Below are 22,506 nucleotides of genomic sequence, written 5' to 3'. Positions count from 1 at the left end.
CCCACCCGGCGAGCTCCCATCGGCCGGCCCCGGCCTCGTGGTCGGTCAGCCGACCCTGGGCCCGTAAATCGGACAGGCCGGATCACCCGGAGTCGGCTCACGGACCCCTAGGGTGGAAGGGACCAGGCCTGGGGAGGAAACATGCGGATCAATGACGTTCTTCGTGTCAAGGGCGGGCAGGTCGTGACGGTGTCTCCGGAGACGCGCGTCGACGCACTGCTGACGGTGCTGGCCGAGCACCGGATCGGCGCCATCGTGGTGTCCGCCGACGGCTCCAGGGTCGACGGCATCGTCAGTGAGCGCGACATCGTGCGGGCCCTGGCCGCGCGCGGTGCCGCGGTGCTGAGCGAGCCGGTCACCGCCATCCACACCACCGAGGTCCACACGGTTGCGCCCGACGCCCCCCTCGAGGATGTCGAGCGGCTGATGACCGAGCGCCGGTTCCGGCACGTGCCGGTGGTCGTCGACGGCACGCTGCGCGGCATCGTGAGCATCGGCGACGTGGTGAAGGAGAGGATCGGCGAGCTGGAGACCGAGCGCTCCTCGCTGGCCGGCTACATCACCGGGGAACGCTTCTAGCTCGTGACGGGGCTCCGGTCGCCGTGGTACCCGGGTGCCACGGCGCAATGGCACCGTGGGTGGATGCCGGGATCCGCTTGCCTCCGTAACGTCGACGCCATGGTCGGACGGTCCCGTTGCTCCTCGGCGGGGCGACCCGGGTGCGCGACGCTGCGTGACCGTGGCTGCCGCAGCTGAGCCGCCGCGCCTGCCGAACCCGGCAGGTGCGGTGCGCGCGTTCCTCGTCCGCCATCCGCGGGTGGTGGACTCGCTCGTCGCCCTGCTCTGCCTGCTGTGGAGTTTCGACAACGGCACGGGGCTCCGGATACCGCAACCGGTCGGCCCGGCGTGGGGAGCCGTCAGCCTGATCGTGGCGGGCACGATGCTGGTTCGCCGTACGCGGCCGTGGTGGCCGGTGGTGGCGGTCGCCGCCGGTGGCGCCCTGATGACCGAGCATTTCATCGGTGTGGCGCTCGCCTGCGGGCTGTACGCACTCGCCGCCTACCGCTCCACGGGCCAGGCGGCGCTCGGGTCGGTGCTGGCCGTGGTCGCGTTGACTGCGCCGGCCGACCCGGTCGACTGGCGAGCCAAGGGAATCCTCTACGCGGTGATCGCGGTGATCGCCGTGGTCTTCGGCGCCAACGTCCGGATCCGGCGCCGGTACCTGCGGGCGTTGCTCGACCGCACGGTCCAGCTCGCGCGGGAGCGGGAACAGGAGGGACAGTTGGCGGCGGTGCGCGAACGCACCCGGATCGCCCACGATCTGCACGACATCGTGGCCCACAGCCTGACCGTGATGGTGCGCCTGGCCGATGGCGCCGCCGCCGTGGGGGACACCGAGCCGGACCGCGCCCGGTCGGCCGCGGAACGGATCGGCGGCATCGGCCGGGAGGCCATGACCGACATGCGCCGGCTGCTCGGCGTGCTGCGCGACGGCGGCCAGGACGAGCCGGCCACCCAGGACCTGGACGCCCTCGTCGCCACCTTCCGTACGGCCGGGCTGCCGGTCGAGCTTCGCCGGCAGGGCGCGGAACCGACCTCCCGGAGCTTGCGCATCGCCGTGTTCCGTACCGTCCAGGAGTCCCTGACCAATGCGCTGCGCTACGCCGTGGACGCGCGGCGGGTGGTCGTCGACGTGGACTACCGGGCCGACCCGCTGGTCGTCGAGGTCGTCGACGACGGGCGCGGCGCCGGACCCGCGCCGTCGGTGGGCACCCGGCAGGGCCTGGTCGCGCTGAAGGAGAGGCTCGCGCTCTACGGCGGTACGGTCGAGGCCGGTCCGCGGCCGGGACACGGCTGGACCGTCCGGGTGAGCCTGCCACTCGTGGAGTGAGGGAAGCGATGGCTGAGACGACCGTGCTGCTCGTGGACGACCAGGCGCTGGTGCGCGAGGGCATGGCCATGGTGCTGGGCCGGCAACCCGGCCTGCGGATCGTGGGGGAGGCCGACGACGGTCGCGCGGGCGTCCAGCTCGCCCGCCTGCACCGGCCGGACGTGGTGCTGATGGACGTGCGGATGCCGGTGCTCGACGGCATCGAGGCGACCCGGGAGATCGTGGCGCACTGCCCGCAGACCCGGGTGCTCATCCTGACGACGTTCGACCTCGACGAGTACGCCTTCAACGGCCTGCGCGCCGGCGCGAGCGGGTTCCTGCTCAAGGACGCGCGTTCGGCTGATCTGGTCGCGGCGGTCCGTACGGTGGCGGCCGGTGAGGCGGTGGTCTCGCCCCGCATCACCCGCACGCTGCTGGACCACTACCGGGCGGGTCCGGCCGCCCCGCCGGAACGGGAACGCCTCCTGGAGGAGCTGACCACCCGGGAGCGGGAGGTCCTCGTGGCCATCGCCCGCGGCCTGTCGAACACCGAGATCGCCGCCGAGCTGTTCCTCTCCGAGTCGACGGTGAAGACCCACGTCGGCCGGGTCCTGGCCAAGCTCGGCGCCCGTGACCGGGTGCACGCCGTCATCTGGGCACACCGCCACGGCCTGGTCTGAGAGGTACCGCGGTACCACGACCGGAGGGCACCGCGGGTGGATGGGAGAACCTTTCCTTCTCCGTAGCGTCGAGCCATGATCCGAGTAACGAGAGTCCGGTTGCGCGCCGCCTTCGGCTGGTTCGTTGCCATCGCCGCGGTGGTCACCGCCGTTGTGTTGTTCTTCGTCGCGCTGTTGGTCACCGCTCAGACGACCGGGAACGCGTTGTTGTCCTACGCCGGTGCCGGCCTCGCCGCGATCATGGGCGCGACCGTCCTGGCCCGGTGGTCGGTACGGCTCCGGGACAGCCGGAGCGGGTTGACCGCAGGTGTCTGCCTCGCGACGTCGCTCCTGCTGGCGGCCGGAGTGTCCTGGGCCTGGTTCGGGGCGCCGGCCACCTACACGCCGTTCCCCGGCTCGCCGGCCGTACGGTACTGGGACCTGCCGACGGGCTCCCGGATCGCCTACGTCCGCACCGCCGGCACCGTGACGCATCCCGAACCGGTGCTGCTCGTCCACGGTGGCCCGGGTGCCCCGGCCGGCAACAGCGACGAGTTCGCCGAGCGCCTCGCCGGTGCCGGCTTCGCCGTCTACAACTACCAGCAGGTCGGTGCGGGCCAGTCGAGCCGGCTCGATCCGCGGGAGTACACCGTGGCCCGGCATGTCGCCGACCTCGACGCCATCCGGCAGCAGCTGGGAGCCCCGAAGACGGTGCTGATCGGCTCATCGTGGGGTGGGGAGCTCATCGCGCACTACCTCGCCGCGCACCCGGACACCGTCGCGAAGGCGGTCGTCGCGAGTCCCGGGGCCATGTGGGACAACTCCTTCAGCGACGGCAGCCTGACACCGACCGGCCGGACCGACCAGTACCGCCGGTTGGCCGCGCACACCCGCTTCGCGGCGACATTCTTCCTGGGCCAGGTGGGTGGACTGCCGGCGGCCCGGACCTTGCTGTCCGACCACACAGCCGACGGGCTCTATCAGCAGTTCGTCCGCAGTCTGAACATGAGCTCCGGCTGTCCTGACGCCGCCGGAGTCGAACGGCCCGTCGACGCCACCGCCGGATACGGCCTCTGGGTCAACATCGCCACCTCGGCCTCGGCGTCGAAGGCCGCCGACCCCCGGCCGGCGTTACGCCACAACGGCACCCCCGTGCTGGTGCTGCGGGCCGAGTGCGACTACCTCCGCTGGGAGGTGACCCGCGAATACCGTGACACGTTCCCCCGAGCGACGATGCTGACCATCAACGGCGCCGGACATTCCGTTCTCGCCGACAAGCCGGCCGAGACGGGCACGGCCGTCGCGGCCTTCCTGACCGGAAGAGCCTTGCCGGCCGAGCCGTACACCGGCAGCGACACGCCCTGGAGATGAGCCCGGCCAGAGGCGGGCCGGGAGCGACAGTGGCACGATGCGACGGTGACGCTGAAGGTTGCCACCACCCAGCCCGCCGGGACGCCCGACGCCCGCGAGAACGGCCGCATCGTCCGCGAGCTGATGCGTCAGGCCGCCGCGGCCGACGTCCGGCTGCTCCACTTCCCCGAAGGGTTCCTGTCCGGATACGCCAAGGAGCAGATCGCCGACTGGGACGACGTCGACTGGGACGCTGTCCGCGACGAGCTGAGGTCGACCGCCGTCCTGGCCCGTGAGCTGGGGATGTGGGTGGTGCTGGGCTCGGCGCACCCGCTGACCCCGCCCCACCGCCCGCACAACAGTCTCTACGTGATCTCCGACGAGGGCCTGATCGTCACCCGCTACGACAAGCGCTTCTGCTCCCACACCGAGATCACCCGGTTCTACAGTCCGGGCTTCGAGCCGGTCGTGTTCGAGGTCGACGGCTACCGGTTCGGCCTGGCCATCTGCATCGAGGTCAACTTCCCGCAGCTGTTCGCCGAGTACGACCGTCTCGGGGTGGACTGCCTGCTGCTGTCCGCCTGGCCCGTCGACGCGATCCTCTTCCGCAAGGCGCAGGCGCACGCCGCGATCAACAACTACTGGCTCAGCCTGTCCGTACCCGCGCAGAGCGCCGGGTTGATGCCGTCGACGATCTTCGGTCCCGACGGAAGCGAGCTGACGGCGGCCGTCGCCCCGGAACAGCCGGTCGCCGCCGTCCTCGATCGTGCGGCGCCGCAGTTCCACATCGCCCTGAAGCTCGCCCGCCCGTGGCGTGCCGCGGCGAGCCGGGGCGACATCTATCGCAGCCGGCAGGTCGAGGATCCGCGCAGCGGCGACCGGACGATCATCTGACCGGCGGCCCGGGGACATGGATGCCCCCGGGCCGGAACGGCTCACACCGCGTTCAGTGGCTGCGCGGGGGCGATCCGCCGGGTCACCACGTGCACCGCGAAGAGGGCGTACCCGGTCAGCACCGGCACCAGCGCCGGGTGCACCAGCACGGCGAGCACTGCTGCCAGCACGACCACCGCGCCCACCGCCGCGGCCGCCCGGCCGTGACCGGGCAGCGTGGCCAGGGCCGCCCGCCAGCTGTGCTCCGGGTCGGCGCCCACCGCCACGATGACCAGCGCGCCGTAGCCGGCACCCGCGGCGGCGAGGGCCACCGTGAGGGCCACCAGCGGTGCGCCGCCCGGGACGGTGCCGTTGCGTACGGCCAGCACGTCGACGATCACCAGCAGCGCCGCCGTCGCGGCGGCCAGGCCGGCGACCAGGCCGGGCGCCAGCGCGCGCCGGAACGTCGCCCAGCTCGCGCGGACGGTCGGCCACCGGTCGTGCTCCAGGTGGTGGTGCACCGCCGCGCTGCCGGCCGCCAGCGCGGCGCCCGCCGTGACCAGCGGCAGCGCCGCCAGGGTGACCAGGAAGCCCAGCAGGGCCAGGTCGGTGGCGATCCGGACGGTCTCGCGCCAGTCGCGCCTCATCCCTTGAGCCCGCTGGTGTTGATGCCCTCGACGAGCATGCGCTGGAACGCCACGAAGAACAGGAACACCGGGATCAGCGACAGCAGCGACATCGCGAACATCGGCCCCACCGAGCTCTCACTCGTCGAGTCGATGAACAGCGTCAGCGCCACCGGCGCCGTGTAGTCCTGCAGTTCCGACAGGAACACGAGCTGCCGGAAGAAGTCGTTCCAGGTCCAGATGAACGAGAAGATCGCCGTGGTCACCAGGGCCGGCCGGCTCAGCGGCAGGATGACGTGCTGGAAGATCGAGTACGGCGACGCGCCGTCGATCTTCGCGGCCTCGTCCAGCTCGCGCGGGATGCCCCGCATGAACTGCACCATCAGGAACACGAAGAACGCCTCGGTGGCCAGGAACTGCGGCACCAGCAGCGGCAGGTACGGCCACTCGCCGCCGACCCAGCCGAGGTTCCGGAACAGGATGTACTGCGGGATGATCAGCACGTGCCCGGGCAGCAGCAGGGTCGCGATCATGATCGAGAACCAGAACTTGCGCATCCGGAACCGCAGCCGGCCGAAGGCGTACGCGGCCAGCAGGCAGGACACCGTGTTGCCGAGCACGGTCAGCCCGGAGACCATCGCGCTGTTGAGGAAGAACCGGCCGAAGTTGACGTCGAACTTCTGCCAGCCGGAGCTGAAGTTGCCGGGAGTGAAGCTCTCCGGCAGCAGCCCGATGTTGCTGGCGATCTCCTCGGGTGACTTGAAGGACGTGCCCACCATCCAGATCAGCGGGTAGAGCACCACCAGCAGGATCAGGATCAGGACGAGCAGGCGCAGCCGGCCGCGCATCAGTGCTCCTCGGCGTCGGAGTAGTGGACCCAGAACCGGCCGGTGCGGAACAGCACCACCGTGATCAGGCCGATCGCGAGCAGGAACACCCAGGCCATCGCCGAGGCGTAACCCATGTCCAGCTCGACGAAGCCCTTGATGTAGAGGTTCAGCGTGTACATCAGGGTGGAGTCGACCGGCCCGCCGGTGCCGTTGCTGAGCACGAAGGCGGACGTGAAGCCCTGGAAGCCGTTGATCGTCTCCAGCACCAGGTTGAAGAAGATCACCGGGGACAGCATCGGCAGGGTGACGTTGCGGAACTGCCGCCACCGCCCGGCGCCGTCGACCGAGGCGGCCTCGTACAGCTCCGTCGGCACCTGCTTGAGCCCGGCCAGGAAGATCACCATGGGCGCGCCGAACTGCCAGATGGCCAGCAGCATCAGGGTCTGCAGGGCCCACCGCGGGTCGTTGACCCAGGGCGCGCCCTCGATGCCGAACAACCCCAGGAACGAGTTGAAGGCACCGTCGCGGTTGAACATGCTGACCCACACGATGGCCAGCGCCACACTGCCGCCCAGCAGCGACGGCAGGTAGAACAGGCCGCGGAACACGCCGATGCCGCGCATGGCCCGGTTCAGCAGCAGGGCCACGCCGAGCGCGGCCGCCAGCTTGAGCGGCACGGCGACCAGCGCGAACGTCAGGGTGACCTGGACCGCGTGCCAGTAGGTCGGGTCCGAGGTGAACATCTGCCGGTAGTTGTCCCAGCCCACCCAGTTCGCCTCCGACAGCGGCGTGAGCACGTCGTAGTCGGTGAAGCTGAGGTAGAGCGAGAGCAGCATCGGGACAGCCGTGATCGCGAGCAGCCCGATCAGCCACGGGGACAGGAACAGGTATCCGGGCAGATTCTCGGAGTGCCGCTTCCCGCGCCGGTGGCCCGGGCCCTGCTGGTCGGCAGGGCCCGGGCCGGCGGGGTCGATCCGGCTCTGGGCCGTTCGCACCGTAGTCACGACTGTCGTCAGCCCTGACCGATCGCGGCCTTGGCCGCGGCGATGAACGCGGTGCCGCCCTGGGCCGGGGTCTGCCGGCCGTACTGGACCTCCTCGGCGATCCGGATCAGCTCACTGCGCACCTTGCTGTGCCCCTTGAGCGGTACGGACGGCGCCGAGCTGAAGGTCTTGCCCAGCTCGGTCTGCACCGCGATGGTCTGCTTCATGCTCGGGTCGGTGACACTGTCGGCCACCACCTGGCGCACCTCAAGGTTGGACGGCAGGCCCCGGTCGGTGCCCAGGATCTTGCCGGCCTCGGGGTCGTTGGCCAGGAAGTTCAGCACGTCCACGGCCTGCTCCTTGTGCGGGCTGCCGCGGAACACCGAGAAGTACATCGACGCGCGTGCCCACTGGGCCTTCTGGTCACCGGGGTACGCCACCACGCCGAGCTCGTCCTTGGTGTTCTTCTTCAGCTCGGGCATCTGGTTGGCCCAGACCCATGAGGTCGCGGCCTTGCCGGTGACCACCAGCTGCTTGCTGATGTCGGTGGCGTTGCCCTCGTGGATGACGTCCGGGGTGGGAGTGGCGCCGCGGTCCCGGGCGCCCTTCCAGAGGTCGAACCAGGCGGTGACGTCCTGCTCGGTGAAGCCGAGCTCCTTGCCCTTGTACAGGTCCTTGCCCTGCTGCCGGAGCCAGACCCAGAACGCCTGGTAGACGGCGCTGGCGTCCTGGGTGCCGGGCACCTTGGCGACCTTGGAGACGTTCTCCGCCCAGGCGATGTGGTCCTCCCAGCTCATCCCCGTGGTGGGGGCGGGCAGCTTGAACTTGTCCAGCAGGGTCTTGTTGAAGACCAGGCCCTGGGTGTTCTCGCCGAAGGCCACGCCGGCGAGCTTTCCGTCGACGACGCCGTAGTCCTTCAGGCCGGGCGGGAACTTCGACAGGTCGAGGCGCCCGTCGCCCGCGTACGGCGTCAGGTCGAGGGTGACGTTGCGGCCGGCGTACTCGGCGATGAAGTTGTCGTCGATCTGGAACACGTCGGGGGCGTTGCCGCCGGCGGTGAGCGTGGCCAGCTTGTCGAAGTAGCCCTGGTTGGCCTGCCAGGTCTTCTTGAACGTCACGTTCGGGTGTTTCTGGGTGTACAGGTTGAGCGCCTTCTCGGTCAGCGTGGCGCGGTTCTCCGCGCCCCACCAGAAGAAGGACAGCTCGACGGGCTTGTTGGGATCGCTGGACTCGTCGTCGCCGCCGCAGGCGGCGGCCCCGAGAGCCAGGGGTATGACCAGGGCCGCGGCGAGAAGCCGCCGTCGGGTCGCGGTACCGTGGCGGCGCGTGGTTCGCACGTCCGTCGGCGGGGCTTTGTCCGGGTACATGGTGCTCACTCCTTGGCGTAGGAGGCGACAGCTTCGGGGGCGGCGGCAGCCGCGTTGCCCGGATCCGCATGGCTGTGCGGATCCGGGCCCGGTCCCGTCGAGTCGCGGATGACCAACTCGGTCTGAAGGCTCGCATGGGCAGTGGTACGACGGTCGTCTCCGTGCGCGAGGAGCATGTCGACGGCCGCTCTTCCCGCGGCGGCGGCAGGTGTGGCCACCGTGGTCAGCTTGGGATGGATGAGGCGGCTCAGCGCGATGTCGTCGATGCCGACGACGCTGATGTCCGCCGGGACCCGCGCGCCGTGGGCGTGCAGGCCCTCGATGAGGCCGATGGCCATGAGGTCGTTGTAGGCGAGCACGGCGCTGACCCCGCTGCGCAGGACCTGCTCGGCGACGGCGGCGCCGCCGTGCTCGGTGGGCGGGTTGGGGCCGATGACGGTCAGCTCGGCACCGCCGGCTCGGGCGGCCAGCGCGGCCGAGCGCCGGATCTCCTTGCTGGTCCAGGAGCCGCGCGGCCCGGCGATCAGGCCGATCCGGCGGTGGCCGAGGCCGGCCAGGTGGTCGACGGCGAGCCCGGCGCCCTGGGCCACGTCCATCACGACGGTGGGCAGGCCGGTGATCTGCCGGTTGATCACGACCAGCGGCACCTCCCGGCTGAGCAGCTCGATGAGGCTGTTGCTCATCCGCGGGCTGCACAGCAGGATGCCGTCGACCTGCTTGGCCAGGGCGCGGACCAGGTCCTCCTCGACCGCGGCGTCCTCGTTGGAGTCGGCGACGAAGATGTGGTAGTCGCGCTGCCGGGCCTGGCTCTCGGCCGCCTTGATCAGCGGCGGGAAGAACGGGTTGGCGATGTCGGCCACGATCAGGCCGACGTTGTAGGTGCGCCCGGTGATCAGGGCCCGGGCGGCGCGGTTGGGCCGGTAGCCGAGCTGCTCGGCACAGGCCAGCACGCGGGTACGGGTGTCCGGGTTGACCAGGTGCGGCGCCGAGAACGTGCGGGAGACGGTGGAGATGTGGACTCCGGACTCCCGTGCGACGTCGCGAATCGTGGCTGGCACGCCGGCCCTTCCTTCGATGGGGGTGCCCTGTGGTCGGGGTCACTCTGGGGGCCAATTAATGCAAACGGTTGTAGCTGTGTCAACGGCCTTTTGTTGCAGGTTCATGACGGCTGTCCGCATTGCAGGTCCAGGTCACGGTTGCGGATTAGCATAAAAGCGGACGTAGCCGCCCTGAATTCTTGACGGCGAGCGATCGACGTGTTTAGTTCTGCTGCAAACGTTTGCAGTGAGGAGACGCGGTGGACGCACGACGGCGCTACGCACTGGTCGGTGCCGGGGCCCGGGCCGAGATGTTCCTGCGGGCCCTGGCCGTCGACCACGCCGGCACGGCCGAGCTGGTCGCCCTGGCCGACGTCAACCCGAGCCGGATGGCGGCGCACAACCGCTGGCTGACCGGGCTGGGCGTACCGGCGGTGCCCACGTACCCGGCGGCGGAGTTCACCACCATGCTGGCCGCCGAACGGGTCGACGAGGTGCTGGTCACCAGCGTCGACCGGACGCACGCCGACTACGTGGTGGCGGCGCTGGAGGCCGGGTGCGACGTCATCACCGAGAAGCCGATGACGGTCGACGCCGAGGGCTGCCGGCGGATCCTGGACGCGGTCGAGCGCACCGGCAAACGGGTCCAGGTGGCGTTCAACTACCGCTTCAACCCGCTGCACGAGGCCGTCCGTGAGGTGCTGGCCGCCGGTGAGCTCGGCGAGATCGGGTCCGTGCACTTCGAATGGCTGCTCGACGTGCGGCACGGCGCCGACTACTTCCGGCGGTGGCACCGCGACAAGGCCAACTCCGGCGGCCTGCTCGTGCACAAGTCCGGCCACCACTTCGACCTGGTCAACTGGTGGCTCGGCGCCGAGCCGGCCCAGGTGTACGCCGACGGCCGGCTCTTCTTCTACGGCGAGGCCGGGCAACGCCACGGCTACGCCCGCGACTACGAGCGTGCCCACGACGCCCCGGCTGCCGAGGGTGACCCGTTCGCCCTGCGCCTGCGGGACAACCCGCGGCTGCGCGAGCTGTACCTCGACGCCGAGGCCGACGACGGCTACCGGCGCGACCAGAACGTCTTCGCGCCCGGCGTGACGATCGAGGACGACATGGCGGTGCTGGTGCGCTACGACACCGGCGCCACGATGACGTACCACCTGACCGCGTACGCGCCCTGGGAGGGCTACCGGCTGATGGTCAACGGCAGCCGGGGCCGGCTGGAGCTGGAGGTGGTCGAGAGCGACCACGTCAGCGCGGCGGGGGCGGGCGAGGTCAAGGGGGCCGCGATCCACGGCGTGACCGAGGCCGAGGAACAGGGCCGGGCCACGCTGACCCTCCGGCCGTTCTGGGCGCCGCCGCGTGAGCTGCCGTTGCCGGCTGGGTACTCGCGGTCCGGGCACGGCGGCGCCGACTCGCGGATGACCGACGTGCTCTTCGGCGCGGCCAAGGACCCGCTCGAGCGTTCCGCCACCGCCCGCGACGGTGCGCTCGCCCTGCTCACCGGTCTCGCCGCGAACCGTTCCATCGAGATCGGATCCCCGGTCCGCGTGGCCGACCTGCTCGACCTGCCCTGACCCGACCTGTCCAGACTCCCGACGAGGTGTCCATGTCAGACCTGCTGTTCGCGGCCGAACCCCGCCAGCGCGACATCGCCCGTGAGCTCTACGCGCTCGTGGCCGGCCTGCCGCTGATCTCGCCGCACGGCCACGTCGATCCCGGCCTGCTCGCCGAGGACGAACCGTTCCCCGACCCGGCCCGGCTGATCATCGTCCCGGACCACTACATCACCCGGATGCTGCTCAGCCAGGGCATCCCGCTCGCGCGACTGGGCGTGCCCAGCCGTACCGGTGACCCGGTCGAGACCGACCCCCGCGCGATCTGGCGGCTGCTCGCGGAGAACTGGCACCTGTTCCGCGGCACGCCGTCGCGGCTCTGGCTGGAACGCACCTTCGCCTCGGTCTTCGGGGTGACCACCCGGTTCGGCCCGGCGACCGGCGACGCGATCTACGACGAGATCGCCGCCAAGCTCGCCGAGCCCGCCTTCCGGCCCCGGGCGCTGTTCGAGAAATTCGGCATCGAGGTGCTGGCCACCACCGAGTCGCCGCTGGACGAGCTGACCCGGCACGCCAAGCTCGAGGCCGACGGCTGGGGCGGCCCCGGGGGCCGGGTGATCACCACGTTCCGCCCCGACGACGTGGTGGACATGGAGTTCGAGGGCTGGGCCGGACGGATCGCCCGGCTGGGCGAGCTGACCGGCGAGGACACCACGACCTACCGGGGCTACCTGGCTGCGCTGTGGTCCCGGCGGCAGGCGTTCAAGGCCGCCGGCGCGACCTCCTCCGACCACGGGCACCTCACCGCCCGTACGGTGCGACTCCCCGCCGCCGAAGCCGCCCGGCTGTACGAACGCGGCCTGCGCGGGCGCGCCTCGGCGGCCGACGCCGAGGAGTTCCGTGCCCACATGCTGGTCGAGTTCGCCCGGATGTCGATCGAGGACGGGCTGGTCATGCAGCTGCACCCCGGTGCCGTCCGCAACCACAACAAGAGCCTGCACACCGGGCACGGCCGCGACGTCGGCGGCGACATCCCGCAGGCCACGGACTTCGTGCACGCCCTGACACCGCTGCTCGACGCGTACGGCAACGATCCCCGGCTGCGGGTGGTGCTCTTCACCCTGGACGAGGACACCTTCACCCGGGAGCTGGCTCCGCTCGCCGGTGGATATGCCGCGCTCTACCTCGGCGCGCCCTGGTGGTTCCTGGACTCCCCGGACGGGCTGCGCCGGTTCCGGGACGCGGTCACCGAGACCGCCGGCTTCTACAACACCGCGGGCTTCACCGACGACACCCGGGCCTTCTGCTCGATCCCGGTCCGGCACGAGGTCGCCCGGCGGGCCGACGCGGCGTACCTGGCCCGGCTGGTCGCCGAGGAGCGGCTGCCGCTGGACGAGGCCGCCGAGACCATCGCCGACCTCGCCTACCACCTGCCGAAGCAGGTGTTCCGGCTGTGACCAGGATCGTCGAGGTCGAGGTGCACGACGTCCGGTTCCCGACGTCGCGGACCGGCGACGGCTCCGATGCCGTCAACCGCGGCGACTACTCGGCCACGTACGTGGAGCTGCGCACCGACGGGCCGCACGCCGGTGCCGGCTTCACCTTCACCAACGGCCGCGGCAACGAGCTGACCTGCGCGGCGGTCCGGGCGCTGAGCCACCACGTGGTCGGGCGGACGCTGAGCGAGCTGGCCGCCGGGCCGGCCGCGTTCGTCCGGAGCCTGACCGCGGACCCGCAGCTGCGCTGGCTCGGGCCCGAGAAGGGCGTCCTCCAGCTGGCCACCGGGGCGCTGGTCAACGCGGTGTGGGACCTGCGGGCCAAATCCGCCGGGGCGCCGCTGTGGCAGCTGCTCGCCGAGATGTCCACCGAGGAGCTCGTCGCCTGCGTCGACTTCCACCACATCAGCGACGCGCTGACCCCGGCCGAGGCGGCGGCGATCCTCGACAAGGGCCGGGTGGGCCTGGCCGAGCGCCTCGCCGACGTGGCCCGCGACGGCTTCCCGTCGTACACGACCTCGGTGGGCTGGCTGGGCTACCCGGACGACAAGGTGCGGGCGCTGGCCCGGACCGCGTACGACCAGGGCTGGCGGGCCATGAAGATGAAGGTCGGCGGTGACCTCGACGACGACGTCCGGCGGGCGGGCATCATCCGCGAGGAGATCGGCCCCGAGGCGCTGCTGATGATGGACGCCAACCAGGTGTGGGACGTCGACGAGGCGATCGCCGCGATGACCCGGCTCGCCGCGTTCGGCCCGTACTGGATCGAGGAGCCGACGCACGCCGACGACGTGCTCGGCCACGCCCGGATCCGGCGTGCCGTCGACGGGCTCACCGGCGGCGCCTGCCGGGTGGCGACCGGTGAGGTCGCCGCCAACCGGGTGATCTTCAAGCAGCTGCTGCAGGCCCAGGCGATCGGCGTCATGCAGGTCGACGCCTGCCGGGTCGCCGGCGTCAACGAGGTGCTGGCTGAACTGCTGCTGGCGGCCAAGTTCGGCATCCCGGTCTGCCCGCACGCGGGCGGGGTCGGGCTGTGCGAGCTGGTCCAGCATGTGGCGATCTTCGACTACCTGCGGGTCGGCACGGCCCTGGAGGGCCGCATGATCGAGTACGTGGACCACCTGCACGAGCACTTCGAGGATCCGGTACGCACCCGCGAGGGCCGCTACCTGCTACCGGACCAGCCCGGTTACAGCGCCACCATGCGTCCCGCCTCGATCGCGGAGTTCTCCTTCCCCGGCGGACCGGCATGGCGGTGACCACCACGCCGCTGCTCGGGCTGGCCGGTCTGGCCCGGCTGCCGGCGCGCAGCCGTCCGCTGGTGCGCCCCGGCGACGTCCCGGCCGGGATCGTGCACCTCGGTCTCGGCGCCTTCCACCGGGCCCATCAGGCGGTCTACACCGAGGAGGCGATCGCCGCGGCCGGCGGTGACTGGGGCATCATCGGTGTGGCGCCGCGCTCGGCGCGGATCGTCGCCGACCTCTGGGCCCAGGACCGGCTGTTCAGCGTGACCACGATGTCCGGCCCGAGCGCCGGCACCCGGGTGGTCGGCGCCCTGGCGGGCGTGCGGCATGCGGCGGCGGATCCCGGCGCGGTGGTCGCCCTGCTGGCCGATCCAGCGGTACGGGTGGTGACGCTGACCGTCACCGAGAAGGGCTACCGGCTCGACCCGTCGACCGGCCGGCTCACGGTCGACGCCGACCTGCGGGCCGACCTGAGCACCGACCGGGCGCCGGTGACGATCCCCGGACTGCTGCTGCGCGGCCTGCTCGCCCGTTGCCGCGCCGACGCCGGTCCGATCGCGGTGCTCAGCTGCGACAACCTGCCCGCGAACGGGCGCCGGGTGCGCAGCCTGGTCGACCAGGCCCGGGAGCTCGTGCCGGGGGACTCGACCGGCTTCGGTGAGTGGCTGGGCGCGAGCGTGACGTTCCCCGGGTCCATGGTGGACCGGATCGTGCCCGCGAGCACGCCGGCGACGCTGGAGCTGGCAGCCACCGCGCTCGGTGCGCGGGACCTGGCGGCGGTGCACGGGGAGCCGTACCGGCAGTGGGTGATCGAGGACCGTTTCCCCGGTGGGCGGCCCGCCTGGGAGCTCGCCGGTGCGGTGCTGACCGACGATGCCGGACCGTGGGAACGGCTCAAGCTGCGTACGCTCAACGGGGTGCACTCGGCTGTGGCGTACCTCGGGGCGCTGGCCGGGCGCGAGACCATCGCCGCCGCGCTGGAGATCCCCGGGATGCGCGCGGCGATGACCCGCTTCGTCGCCGAGGACGTCGCCGGCAGCCTCGAGCCGCCGCCCGGCGTCTCGGTCGTCGGTTACGGCGACTCGGTGCTGGACCGGTTCGCCGACCCGGCCATCGCGCACCGCACCCGGCAGGTGGCGATGGACGGCACGCAGAAGCTGCCGCAGCGCGTGCTGCACACGATCGCCGACCGGCGCGCGGCCGGCGCATCACCCCGTTGGGCGGCCCTGGTCGTCGCGGCGTGGATGCGCTACGTGCAGGGCACGGCGGACGACGGGCGGGCGCTGCCGCTCGACGACCCGCTGGCGGACCGGATCCGCGAACGGCTGGCCGCCGCGCAGTCCACCCCGGCGGGCGTGGCCGAGGCGCTGTTCGGGCTGGGCACGGTGTTTCCGGCGCCGCTGTCCGCCGACGAGACGGTACGAGCGCTGGTCGTCGAATGGCTGACCGCGCTGGACAGACACGGTGTCGAGGCGACTTTGGCAGGTGCGGCATGACGGCGACAGTGGCGTTGATCGGCGCGAACGGGCATGGGCGGTCGCACCGGCGGCGGATCGCCGAGCTGGAGCGGACGGGGTCGGTGCGGTTGGTGGCGCTGGCCGACGTACAGCCGATAGACCCGGACCCACCGGTCCCACCCGGCGTGGCGGTCTTCACCGACCACCGCGAGCTGCTCGCGGCCGCGACCCCCGACGTCGTGGTGATCTGCACGCCGCCGCACACCCACCTGCCGATCGCCCTCGACGCCCTGGCGGCGGGCTGCGACCTGCTGCTGGAGAAGCCGCCGGTGCCGACGGTCGAGGCGCACGCCACCCTGCAGGCGGCGGTGCTGTCCTCGGGCCGGTCGTGCCAGGTGGGCTTCCAGGCACTCGGCTCGCTGGCCGCGCAGACCCTGTTCGACGCGGTGCGCGCGGAGCGCCTCGGCGCCGTCGAGAGCGTGGCCACTGTCGCGTCATGGCGGCGCGACGACGCCTACTACGCCCGCGCGCCCTGGTCCGGGCGCCGGGTGGTCGACGGCCGCCCGGTGCTCGACGGGGCACTGGTCAACCCGCTGGCCCACGCGGTCATGCAGAGCCTCGCGGTGGCGGCCGCGGCGGGCGCGGGCGAGCCGGCGCTGCTGGAGGCCGAGCGGTACCGCACCCGCGACATCGAGGTGGACGACACGGCGTTCGCCCGGATCACCTTCAGCGGCGGGCTGCGGATGATGGCGGCGGCGACGCTGGCGGGGGAGGACTTCATCGCCGGCGAGGTGATCGTGACGGGAGCGGCCGGGCGCTCCACCCTGGAGTACCCGACCGACCGCCTGGACCTGCCGGGGATCACCGCGCCGGCCGGCCGCATCGACCTGCTGGAGAACCTGGTGGCGCACCGGCGGGACCGGTCCGGGGTCGCGCTGGTCGCCCCGCTGGAACGGACGGCGGCGTTCACCGCGGTGGTGCAGGCACTGACCGGGCCGGGGGCGGCCCCGCCGGCGTTGATCGACGACGCGTTCCTGGCGGCGGTGGGCTCCGGGCCGGAACGGGTGCAGGTGATCCCGGGCGTCAACGCTGTGTTGCGGGAGGCGGCGGAGACGCTCAAGCTGCCGTCCGAGTCGGGGGTGGCGTGGGCGGTGCCGGCGTACACGGTGGAAGTGCCGGGCCACTGATCACAGCCGGCGCTCCAACACCCCGGCGACCGCCGCGCGCCCTTCTGTCGGATGTCCGATAGGGAGATTCGCCGCCCAGCCGGGTGATCTTCGACCGGATCGCCGGTGCGGACGTATCAGGTGATGGCCCCGGCGCCCCCGGTGGCCTTCACCGCTGAGAGGGCGTGCGCATCGTGAGAAGGGCAGTCGACGTCGAGGACCCGGCCGCGCCGGACGGTCAGCCGCCCGTACGCGGGGGAGCCGCGCCGGCCAGCACCGCCATCGCCGGGGTGGTCGCCACGGCCGCGGGCGCGACGGCGATCCCGCAGCTGCTGGGCGTGTTCGCCAACGTCGCCCAGGTCGCCACCCTGGCCCGCAGCGACCTGCTCTTCGTCGTCAACATCGTGATCGTCGTGCTCGGCCTGATCGCCCTGTTCGGCCCCGGGCAGGCGAAGTACCGCGAATCCTTGCCGCGGGTGATAGCCGCGGCCTGCGCGGTCATCGTCTGCGGCACGCTCGCCGGCATCGGGCTCTCCGACCGGCTGAAGAGCGAACCCGCGCCGGCCGAGGCAGCCGCGCCGGATCCGTCCCGGTCCGGCCCGCCGGCGAGCCGGTCGGTCGTCGCCACCCCGGGCAAGAAGGTGAAGCCCACAGCCACCGCGATCGTCGACCCTGTGGTCATACCCGGAGCACCGCAGGAACAGCCGGCGGCGCGAGAGGTCACTTCCAGGCCCACGTCCCGGCCCTCGACAAAGGCACCGATCAGGAAGGCGGCGGTGTCCGCGTCGATGAGCTGCACACCGTCGTCGTGCGAGACCTCGGAGAAGATCATGGCGCTGGGTGGTGCGTTCAGCGGTGCCCTGGCCGCCGGACACCAGCTGATGCTGTTCGTCCAGGCGCCGGACGGGCGGCACTACCCGGGCTCGAAGGGCCTGGTCAGCGGCAGCCGGTGGTCCGGCAAGGTCCACGTGGGCAGCGACAACGGCCAGGAGGCGAGCTTCACCTACGCCGCCTGCCTGTACGACATCAACCAGACCTTCGCGGCCGACCTCGACGCCCGCAGCGACACCGAGCTGAACGCCGGCCTGACCAGAATCCCCACCTCGGGCACGGCGGTGGCGCTGGCCTGCGAACAGTTGCGGTGGAACCGGCCCTGACCGATAGTCCTGGCGTGGACTTTCCGCTGCGTGAGCTGGGCCCCGCCCTGACCGCCCGGGCCGGGACCTGGGAGCGGCTCGGACTCGCCTGGACCATCGGGCCGGTGCTGCCGAACCGGGCCCCGGCTGTGGTGCAGGCGGAGTTCGAGTCGGCCGAGCTGGTCGGTGACCTCATGATCTGGGTCAGCGGCGAGGCGGAACTCAGCACGGTCCGGCTCACCGACGACCGCATGGTCAACAAGCATTACGACCTGGCCACGGTCGACGACCTCGAGGTCGTGCTCGACGAGCTGGTGGTCCTGCTGACCGACGGCATCGCGCCGGCCGCCGCGGTCGTAGACAGATTTCCGAGTGGTGATCCTCGAATTCCGGCCCCACAAATACGGCCTGAATGAATAGTGCGTCGTCGGTGTTCCCGCCGCGACACGGGGGGCTCGCGAGTGGACCGGCCGCCGGCCGGAGCCATTACACTCGCGGGATGCCACAGGACGGTCGTGAGGACCTCACCTGGCTGGGGTTGTCCGCGTTCGGCATATCCGGCGTCAAAGCGCCGCGAACCGTCGATCCAAAGACCGTCTTCGACTTGTTGAAGATAGTGTTCGCGGCGGTCGCGGGCGTCGGCGGCGTAGTCGCTCTCGTCATGGCCTACCGGCGGAAACGCGTCGCTGAGGCGAGCAACCAGTTGGCCGAGATCGGGGCCTCCCTGGACAAGGAGCGCGAACGCCGCGAACAGGCCAGGCACCTGAATGAACGCTTCACTACCGCGTCGTCGCAGCTCGGCGACGAGAACGCAGCAGTTCGGCTGGCCGGGGTGTACGCACCCGCCGCCCTGGCCTGGGCCCATGACCGCGAGGTCCGGCACACCATCGGCCGCGTGATCGCCGCGCATCTGCGGCAGAACGCGGCCTTGTCCTGGCAGGGACACGACTGCGACTTCACCACCGTGGTGTTCGACGGCGGGGACTTCACCGGCTCCCACTTCTCGGCCGGCCAGGTCCGGTTCGGGTACACCGAGTTCGAGTCCGGTCGAGTCGACTTCCGGGGTGCTGTGTTCGAAGGGGCCACAGTACATTTCGGCTTCGCGGAGTTCACCGGCGGATTCGTCGACTTCCGCGGGCGGATCGATTTCGGGAATGCGCGCTTCAATGGTGCGACAGTCCGGCTCGATCAGGCGGAGTTTGCCGGTGCCACGGTTGACCTCTCCGCGGTCCAGTTGGGCGCGAAGCCGCCGGTGCTGGTGGCCGGCGGTGTTCCGCAAGGACTGAAGTTGCCGAAGAGCCGGCAGTCACGGCCATGATCAAGCGGTGATCTGCTCCCGGGTCAGCGCGCCGTCGGCCACCAGGATGGTCAGGTTTCGGGAGAGCGGCGCGTCCGGCGTCACCGTGACGGTCTTCTCGAAGGCCAGGGCCGCGCACAGCCCGTTGTAGCCGCCCGCGCCCGTGCGGACGAACCAGCGGTCGTCGTCGCTGAGGCCGCGGAAGACCAGCGTGTACGGGCCCGGGCCGGTCAGTGCCACCCACGGCTCGTCGCTGCCGTTGACTGAGTCCTCGCCCGTCCGGGACGCCGTGAAGGTCGTGGTCGGGCCGGGGGTCGCACGCCAGAAGAAGCCGCCGTAGCCCGCGCCTCCCGGGCGGCCGTTGGTGGCCGGGCTGCCGAGGGTCACCGGCTGGATCGTGCTCAGCTCGTACGAGAAGGAGAGCTCCCAGCCCAGCGGGACCGCCCGGGCCGCCACCGTCCGGGTTTCGGTCAGCAGGGTCTCGTCCTGCGGGCCGAGCCAGAGCAGCCGCTCGCTGAAGCTGTCGGCCGCCTGCGCCAGCCATTGGGCGTGGATGATCCGGCCGTGGTCGTCGAGCCAGGTGTAGCCCTGGTCGCGCACGTAGGTGCGGCCGCCCCACAGGTTGACGCCGTTGACGTCCTGCATCGCGACCGAGACGCCCAGGTGCCATTGGTGGTCCTCCGGCAGGACGTCCGTCACCGGTACGCCGGCCAGTGTGCGCACCGGGTGCAGGTACGGCCGCGGGCCGTTCAGCGGGTCGACCTCCGGCTCCGTGACGTACTCGGCGACATCGACGTCTCCCACTGCCAGGCGCATGACCGGACGTTACCTCAGGCCGGGAACAGCAGGTCCAGGTGGGCGTCGAGGGCCTGCAACGCCCGCTGGGCCGGGTACTGGCCGCCGAGCACGTAGATGCCCAGTCCCTCCATCAGGGCCAGCAGGCTCGCCGCGGCGCCGACCGGGTCCGGGACCTTCAGCATGCCCGCCACGAAGTCGACCATCTGGGCGGTGTCGTCGTGCAGCTCGGCCGCCGCGGCCGGGCGGACCGCCGTGTACGCCAGGAAGGCCAGCGCCACCCGCCCGTTGTCGCGGCTCTCGTCGTCGAGCGGCAGCAGCGCCGCGATCATCGTGCGCAGCAGCAGCCGCGGTGGCGGGTCGGCGCCCAGCCCGGCCAGCGCCTCGGTGACCTTGCGCTGGCTGCGTTCGCGGACGACCGTCAGCGCGAAGGACATCATCTCGTCGCGGCTGCTGAAGTAGTGCTGCACCATCCCGGCCGACACACCCGCCTGGGCGGCCACGTGGCGCAGGCTCACCGATTCGAGGCCCTGGTCCGCGGCCACGCGCATCAGGGCGTCGGCGATCAGCCGGCGCCGTTCCTCCGGATCAACCTTCTTGGGCATGGCGCATGGTCGCATGCTCGGCGCCGGTCGCCTGCCGGCAGGCCCGTACGAAACCGTCGGGGTCGTCGACGTAGATCCGGAGCTCGTCGGCGGGCTCGGACGGGCCCTTGGGCAGGGGGTAGCTCACCGGGTGGCGCAGCCTGATGTCGACGGCGGTCTGGCTGCCGGTCGGCAGGTTGAGCACCGTGCGGTCGCCGTCCGGCTCGACCTGCACCGACTTGCTCGACGGCAACGTGCGGTAGGCCTTGCTGACCGTGGCGACGTCGGTCCACGGCACGGTGAGGTCGTGGGCCGCGCCCATCCGCACCCGGATCCCGGCCGGGCCCACGATGTGCGGGTTGATCTTCAGGCTGGCGAACAGGCCGATCATCCACAGCAGGCCCCAGACGCTGATCGCCAGCATGATCCAGCGGGCCGGCGCCCAGGGCACCACCTTGCGGATGATCAGGTCGAGGATCGGGATCTCGACCACCGAGAGGCCGATGAAGACGCCGAGAATCGGGGTGACCACGCCGAGGTAGCTGAACGCCTGGTCGCCCGGGGCCGGGGTCACGGGCTTGCGGCGGGCCCACAGATACATGCTGCGCCACATCGCCGCCTCTGTGGTGGCGGCCCGGCGGAGGAGCGGGAGAACCTGCATGATCCCAGGCTACCCGTTTGACAATACGACTGCAATATAAAAGCGGCCGGGAAGAGGCCGGCCCGGGGGCGGGACCGGCCTCGTCGCGGATCAGAGGTTGATCATGTGGCCGGTGAGGCCGTGGAACGCCTCCTGCAGGGCCTCGCTCAGCGTCGGGTGGGTGTGCACGTTGCGGGCCAGCTCGTTCGCCGTCAGGTCCCACTTCTGGGCCAGCGTCAGCTCCGGCAGCAGCTCCGAGACGTCCGGGCCGATCAGGTGGCCGCCCAGCAGCTCCTTGTACTTCGCGTCGGCGACCAGCTTGACGAAGCCGGTCGGCTCGGCCAGGCCGTGCGCCTTGCCGTTCGCGGTGAACGGGAACGTCGACACCTTGACGTCGTAGCCCTCGTCGCGGGCCTGCTGCTCGGTCAGGCCGAAGCTGGCCACCTGCGGCTGGCAGAACGTCGCCCGCGGCATCATCCGGTAGTCGCCCAGCGTCATCGTCTCCGCGCCGGCGATCGTCTCGGCGGCCACCACGCCCTGCGCCTCCGCGACGTGGGCGAGCTGGAGCTTCGCGGTGACGTCGCCGATCGCGTACAGGTGGGGGATGTTCGTCCGCATGTGGTCGTCGATCTCGATCGCGCCGCGGTCGGTGAGCTTGACCCCGGTGTTCTCCAGGCCGTAGCCCTCGACGCGGGGGGCGAAGCCGACCGACATCATCACCCGGTCCGCCTCGATGGTCTCCTGCTTGCCGTTCTTGGCGGTGTAGCTGACCACGACCGAGGAGCCCTGGTCGGTCACCGTCTCGACCTTGGCCGAGGTCAGGATCGGGATGCCGAGCTTGCGGTACTGCTTGGTGATCTCCTTGGAGACGTCGGCGTCCTCGTTGGGCAGGGCCCGGTCGAGGTACTCGATGATGGTGACGTCCACGCCGTAGTTCTTCAGGACGTAGCCGAACTCCATGCCGATCGCGCCGGCCCCGACGATGACGATCGAGGACGGCAGGTCGCGGTCCATGATCTGGGTCTCGTAGGTCACCACGTTGTCGCTCAGCTCGACGCCCGGCAGCAGGCGCACCGTCGAGCCGGTGGCGATGATCGCGTTGTCGAAGGTCAGCGTCTCGGTGCCGCCGGAGCTCAGCGTCACGTCGACGGAGTTGGCGTCGCGGAACACGCCCCGGCCGTCGTACTCCGTGATCTTGTTCTTCTTCATCAGGTAGTGCACGCCCTTGACCCGGCCGTCGGCGACCGTACGGCTGCGGTCGAAGGCCACGCCGAAGTCGAAGCTCACGTCCCCGCTCATGCCGAAGGTCTTGGCCTGGGTGTGGAAGATGTGCGCCAGCTCGGCGTTGCGCAGCAGCGCCTTCGACGGGATGCAGCCGACGTTCAGGCAGACGCCGCCCCAGTACTTCTCCTCCACCACCGCGGTCCGCAGGCCGAGCTGGGCGGCGCGGATCGCGGCGACGTAGCCGCCGGGACCCGCGCCGAGGACGATCAGGTCGTAGTGCTCACTCATGTGTTCAAGTATCGCGCAGGGTGGG

At 71.3% G+C, this 22,506-nt stretch carries 22 protein-coding genes; 13 read left to right on the top strand and 9 right to left on the bottom strand.

What is annotated here, in order from left to right; genetic code table 11:
- The first annotated feature begins 141 nt into the window (after positions 1 to 141).
- The 5 genes from AB0C12_RS03030 (at position 142) to AB0C12_RS03010 (ending at position 4,773) form a co-directional block, all read left to right on the top strand.
- Positions 142 to 579 (top strand): CBS domain-containing protein, encoded by a 438-nt coding sequence (locus AB0C12_RS03030; RefSeq protein ID WP_360543534.1) that lies wholly within the window; start codon positions 142 to 144, stop codon positions 577 to 579.
- Between the two features lie 160 nt (positions 580 to 739).
- Positions 740 to 1,891, top strand: a complete 1,152-nt coding sequence (locus tag AB0C12_RS03025) for a histidine kinase (protein ID WP_360543532.1) — start codon at positions 740 to 742, stop codon at positions 1,889 to 1,891.
- A gap of 8 nt (positions 1,892 to 1,899) precedes the next feature.
- Positions 1,900 to 2,550 (top strand): response regulator transcription factor, encoded by a 651-nt coding sequence (locus AB0C12_RS03020; protein WP_360543530.1) that lies wholly within the window; start codon positions 1,900 to 1,902, stop codon positions 2,548 to 2,550.
- Between the two features lie 75 nt (positions 2,551 to 2,625).
- The gene (locus AB0C12_RS03015) at positions 2,626 to 3,900 is read left to right on the top strand and encodes an alpha/beta hydrolase (protein WP_360543528.1); all 1,275 of its coding nucleotides are present in this window, start codon (positions 2,626 to 2,628) and stop codon (positions 3,898 to 3,900) included.
- Between the two features lie 45 nt (positions 3,901 to 3,945).
- Positions 3,946 to 4,773, top strand: coding sequence for a carbon-nitrogen hydrolase family protein (locus AB0C12_RS03010; RefSeq protein WP_360543526.1), 828 nt, complete (start codon positions 3,946 to 3,948; stop codon positions 4,771 to 4,773).
- A gap of 41 nt (positions 4,774 to 4,814) precedes the next feature.
- Here the strand turns inward: AB0C12_RS03010 and AB0C12_RS03005 are convergent, their stop codons facing one another.
- The 5 genes from AB0C12_RS03005 to AB0C12_RS02985 all read right to left on the bottom strand — a co-directional run bounded on the left by AB0C12_RS03005 (position 4,815) and on the right by AB0C12_RS02985 (position 9,616).
- The gene (locus tag AB0C12_RS03005; RefSeq protein ID WP_360543524.1) at positions 4,815 to 5,399 is read right to left on the bottom strand and encodes a DUF624 domain-containing protein; all 585 of its coding nucleotides are present in this window, start codon (positions 5,397 to 5,399) and stop codon (positions 4,815 to 4,817) included.
- Positions 5,396 to 6,226: a carbohydrate ABC transporter permease gene (locus AB0C12_RS03000; protein ID WP_360543522.1), complete on the bottom strand. Its 831-nt coding sequence runs from the start codon at positions 6,224 to 6,226 to the stop codon at positions 5,396 to 5,398. The genes AB0C12_RS03005 and AB0C12_RS03000 overlap by 4 nt, the downstream gene beginning before the upstream one ends.
- Positions 6,226 to 7,107 (bottom strand): sugar ABC transporter permease, encoded by an 882-nt coding sequence (locus AB0C12_RS02995; protein WP_360544910.1) that lies wholly within the window; start codon positions 7,105 to 7,107, stop codon positions 6,226 to 6,228. The genes AB0C12_RS03000 and AB0C12_RS02995 overlap by 1 nt, the downstream gene beginning before the upstream one ends.
- Positions 7,108 to 7,220: 113 nt before the next feature.
- Positions 7,221 to 8,558 carry an ABC transporter substrate-binding protein gene (locus AB0C12_RS02990; RefSeq protein ID WP_360543520.1) on the bottom strand — a complete coding sequence of 446 codons (1,338 nt, stop codon included), beginning with the start codon at positions 8,556 to 8,558 and terminating at the stop codon, positions 7,221 to 7,223.
- A gap of 5 nt (positions 8,559 to 8,563) precedes the next feature.
- Positions 8,564 to 9,616, bottom strand: coding sequence for a LacI family DNA-binding transcriptional regulator (locus tag AB0C12_RS02985; RefSeq protein WP_360543518.1), 1,053 nt, complete (start codon positions 9,614 to 9,616; stop codon positions 8,564 to 8,566).
- A gap of 239 nt (positions 9,617 to 9,855) precedes the next feature.
- Here AB0C12_RS02985 and AB0C12_RS02980 point away from each other — a divergent pair, with 239 nt between their 5' ends.
- From AB0C12_RS02980 to AB0C12_RS02945, 8 genes are all read left to right on the top strand, one after another.
- Positions 9,856 to 11,175 carry a Gfo/Idh/MocA family oxidoreductase gene (locus AB0C12_RS02980; RefSeq protein WP_360543516.1) on the top strand — a complete coding sequence of 440 codons (1,320 nt, stop codon included), beginning with the start codon at positions 9,856 to 9,858 and terminating at the stop codon, positions 11,173 to 11,175.
- Positions 11,176 to 11,207: 32 nt separating this feature from the next.
- Positions 11,208 to 12,611, top strand: coding sequence for a glucuronate isomerase (gene uxaC, locus AB0C12_RS02975; RefSeq protein WP_360543514.1), 1,404 nt, complete (start codon positions 11,208 to 11,210; stop codon positions 12,609 to 12,611).
- The gene (locus tag AB0C12_RS02970) at positions 12,608 to 13,909 is read left to right on the top strand and encodes an enolase C-terminal domain-like protein (RefSeq protein ID WP_360543512.1); all 1,302 of its coding nucleotides are present in this window, start codon (positions 12,608 to 12,610) and stop codon (positions 13,907 to 13,909) included. The genes uxaC and AB0C12_RS02970 overlap by 4 nt, the downstream gene beginning before the upstream one ends.
- A complete protein-coding gene (locus AB0C12_RS02965; protein WP_360543510.1) occupies positions 13,900 to 15,390 on the top strand; it encodes a mannitol dehydrogenase family protein in 1,491 nt (496 codons plus the stop codon). Before AB0C12_RS02970 ends, AB0C12_RS02965 begins: the two co-directional genes overlap by 10 nt.
- A complete protein-coding gene (locus AB0C12_RS02960; RefSeq protein WP_360543508.1) occupies positions 15,387 to 16,538 on the top strand; it encodes a Gfo/Idh/MocA family oxidoreductase in 1,152 nt (383 codons plus the stop codon). The genes AB0C12_RS02965 and AB0C12_RS02960 overlap by 4 nt, the downstream gene beginning before the upstream one ends.
- 173 nt (positions 16,539 to 16,711) lie before the next feature.
- Positions 16,712 to 17,674: a hypothetical protein gene (locus AB0C12_RS02955; RefSeq protein ID WP_360543506.1), complete on the top strand. Its 963-nt coding sequence runs from the start codon at positions 16,712 to 16,714 to the stop codon at positions 17,672 to 17,674.
- Positions 17,675 to 17,688: 14 nt separating this feature from the next.
- On the top strand, positions 17,689 to 18,069 hold the full coding sequence (locus AB0C12_RS02950) for a hypothetical protein (protein WP_360543504.1): 381 nt from the start codon (positions 17,689 to 17,691) through the stop codon (positions 18,067 to 18,069).
- Between the two features lie 83 nt (positions 18,070 to 18,152).
- The gene (locus AB0C12_RS02945; protein WP_360543502.1) at positions 18,153 to 18,971 is read left to right on the top strand and encodes a hypothetical protein; all 819 of its coding nucleotides are present in this window, start codon (positions 18,153 to 18,155) and stop codon (positions 18,969 to 18,971) included.
- Here AB0C12_RS02945 and AB0C12_RS02940 read toward each other — a convergent pair whose 3' ends face one another.
- From AB0C12_RS02940 to lpdA, 4 genes are all read right to left on the bottom strand, one after another.
- Positions 18,972 to 19,766, bottom strand: a complete 795-nt coding sequence (locus AB0C12_RS02940; protein ID WP_360543500.1) for a PmoA family protein — start codon at positions 19,764 to 19,766, stop codon at positions 18,972 to 18,974.
- A gap of 14 nt (positions 19,767 to 19,780) precedes the next feature.
- The gene (locus AB0C12_RS02935) at positions 19,781 to 20,350 is read right to left on the bottom strand and encodes a TetR family transcriptional regulator C-terminal domain-containing protein (protein WP_360543498.1); all 570 of its coding nucleotides are present in this window, start codon (positions 20,348 to 20,350) and stop codon (positions 19,781 to 19,783) included.
- Positions 20,334 to 20,990 carry a hypothetical protein gene (locus AB0C12_RS02930; protein WP_360543496.1) on the bottom strand — a complete coding sequence of 219 codons (657 nt, stop codon included), beginning with the start codon at positions 20,988 to 20,990 and terminating at the stop codon, positions 20,334 to 20,336. The genes AB0C12_RS02935 and AB0C12_RS02930 overlap by 17 nt, the downstream gene beginning before the upstream one ends.
- A 90-nt stretch (positions 20,991 to 21,080) precedes the next feature.
- Positions 21,081 to 22,481, bottom strand: coding sequence for a dihydrolipoyl dehydrogenase (gene lpdA, locus AB0C12_RS02925; RefSeq protein ID WP_360543494.1), 1,401 nt, complete (start codon positions 22,479 to 22,481; stop codon positions 21,081 to 21,083).
- Positions 22,482 to 22,506: the final 25 nt, after the last annotated feature.

The sequence above is a fragment of the Actinoplanes sp. NPDC048967 genome (genome assembly GCF_040649415.1).
Classification (GTDB): domain Bacteria; phylum Actinomycetota; class Actinomycetes; order Mycobacteriales; family Micromonosporaceae; genus Actinoplanes.
Note: the sequence above shows the minus strand (reverse complement) of the source record. Positions and strands in the feature narration are given on the sequence as shown.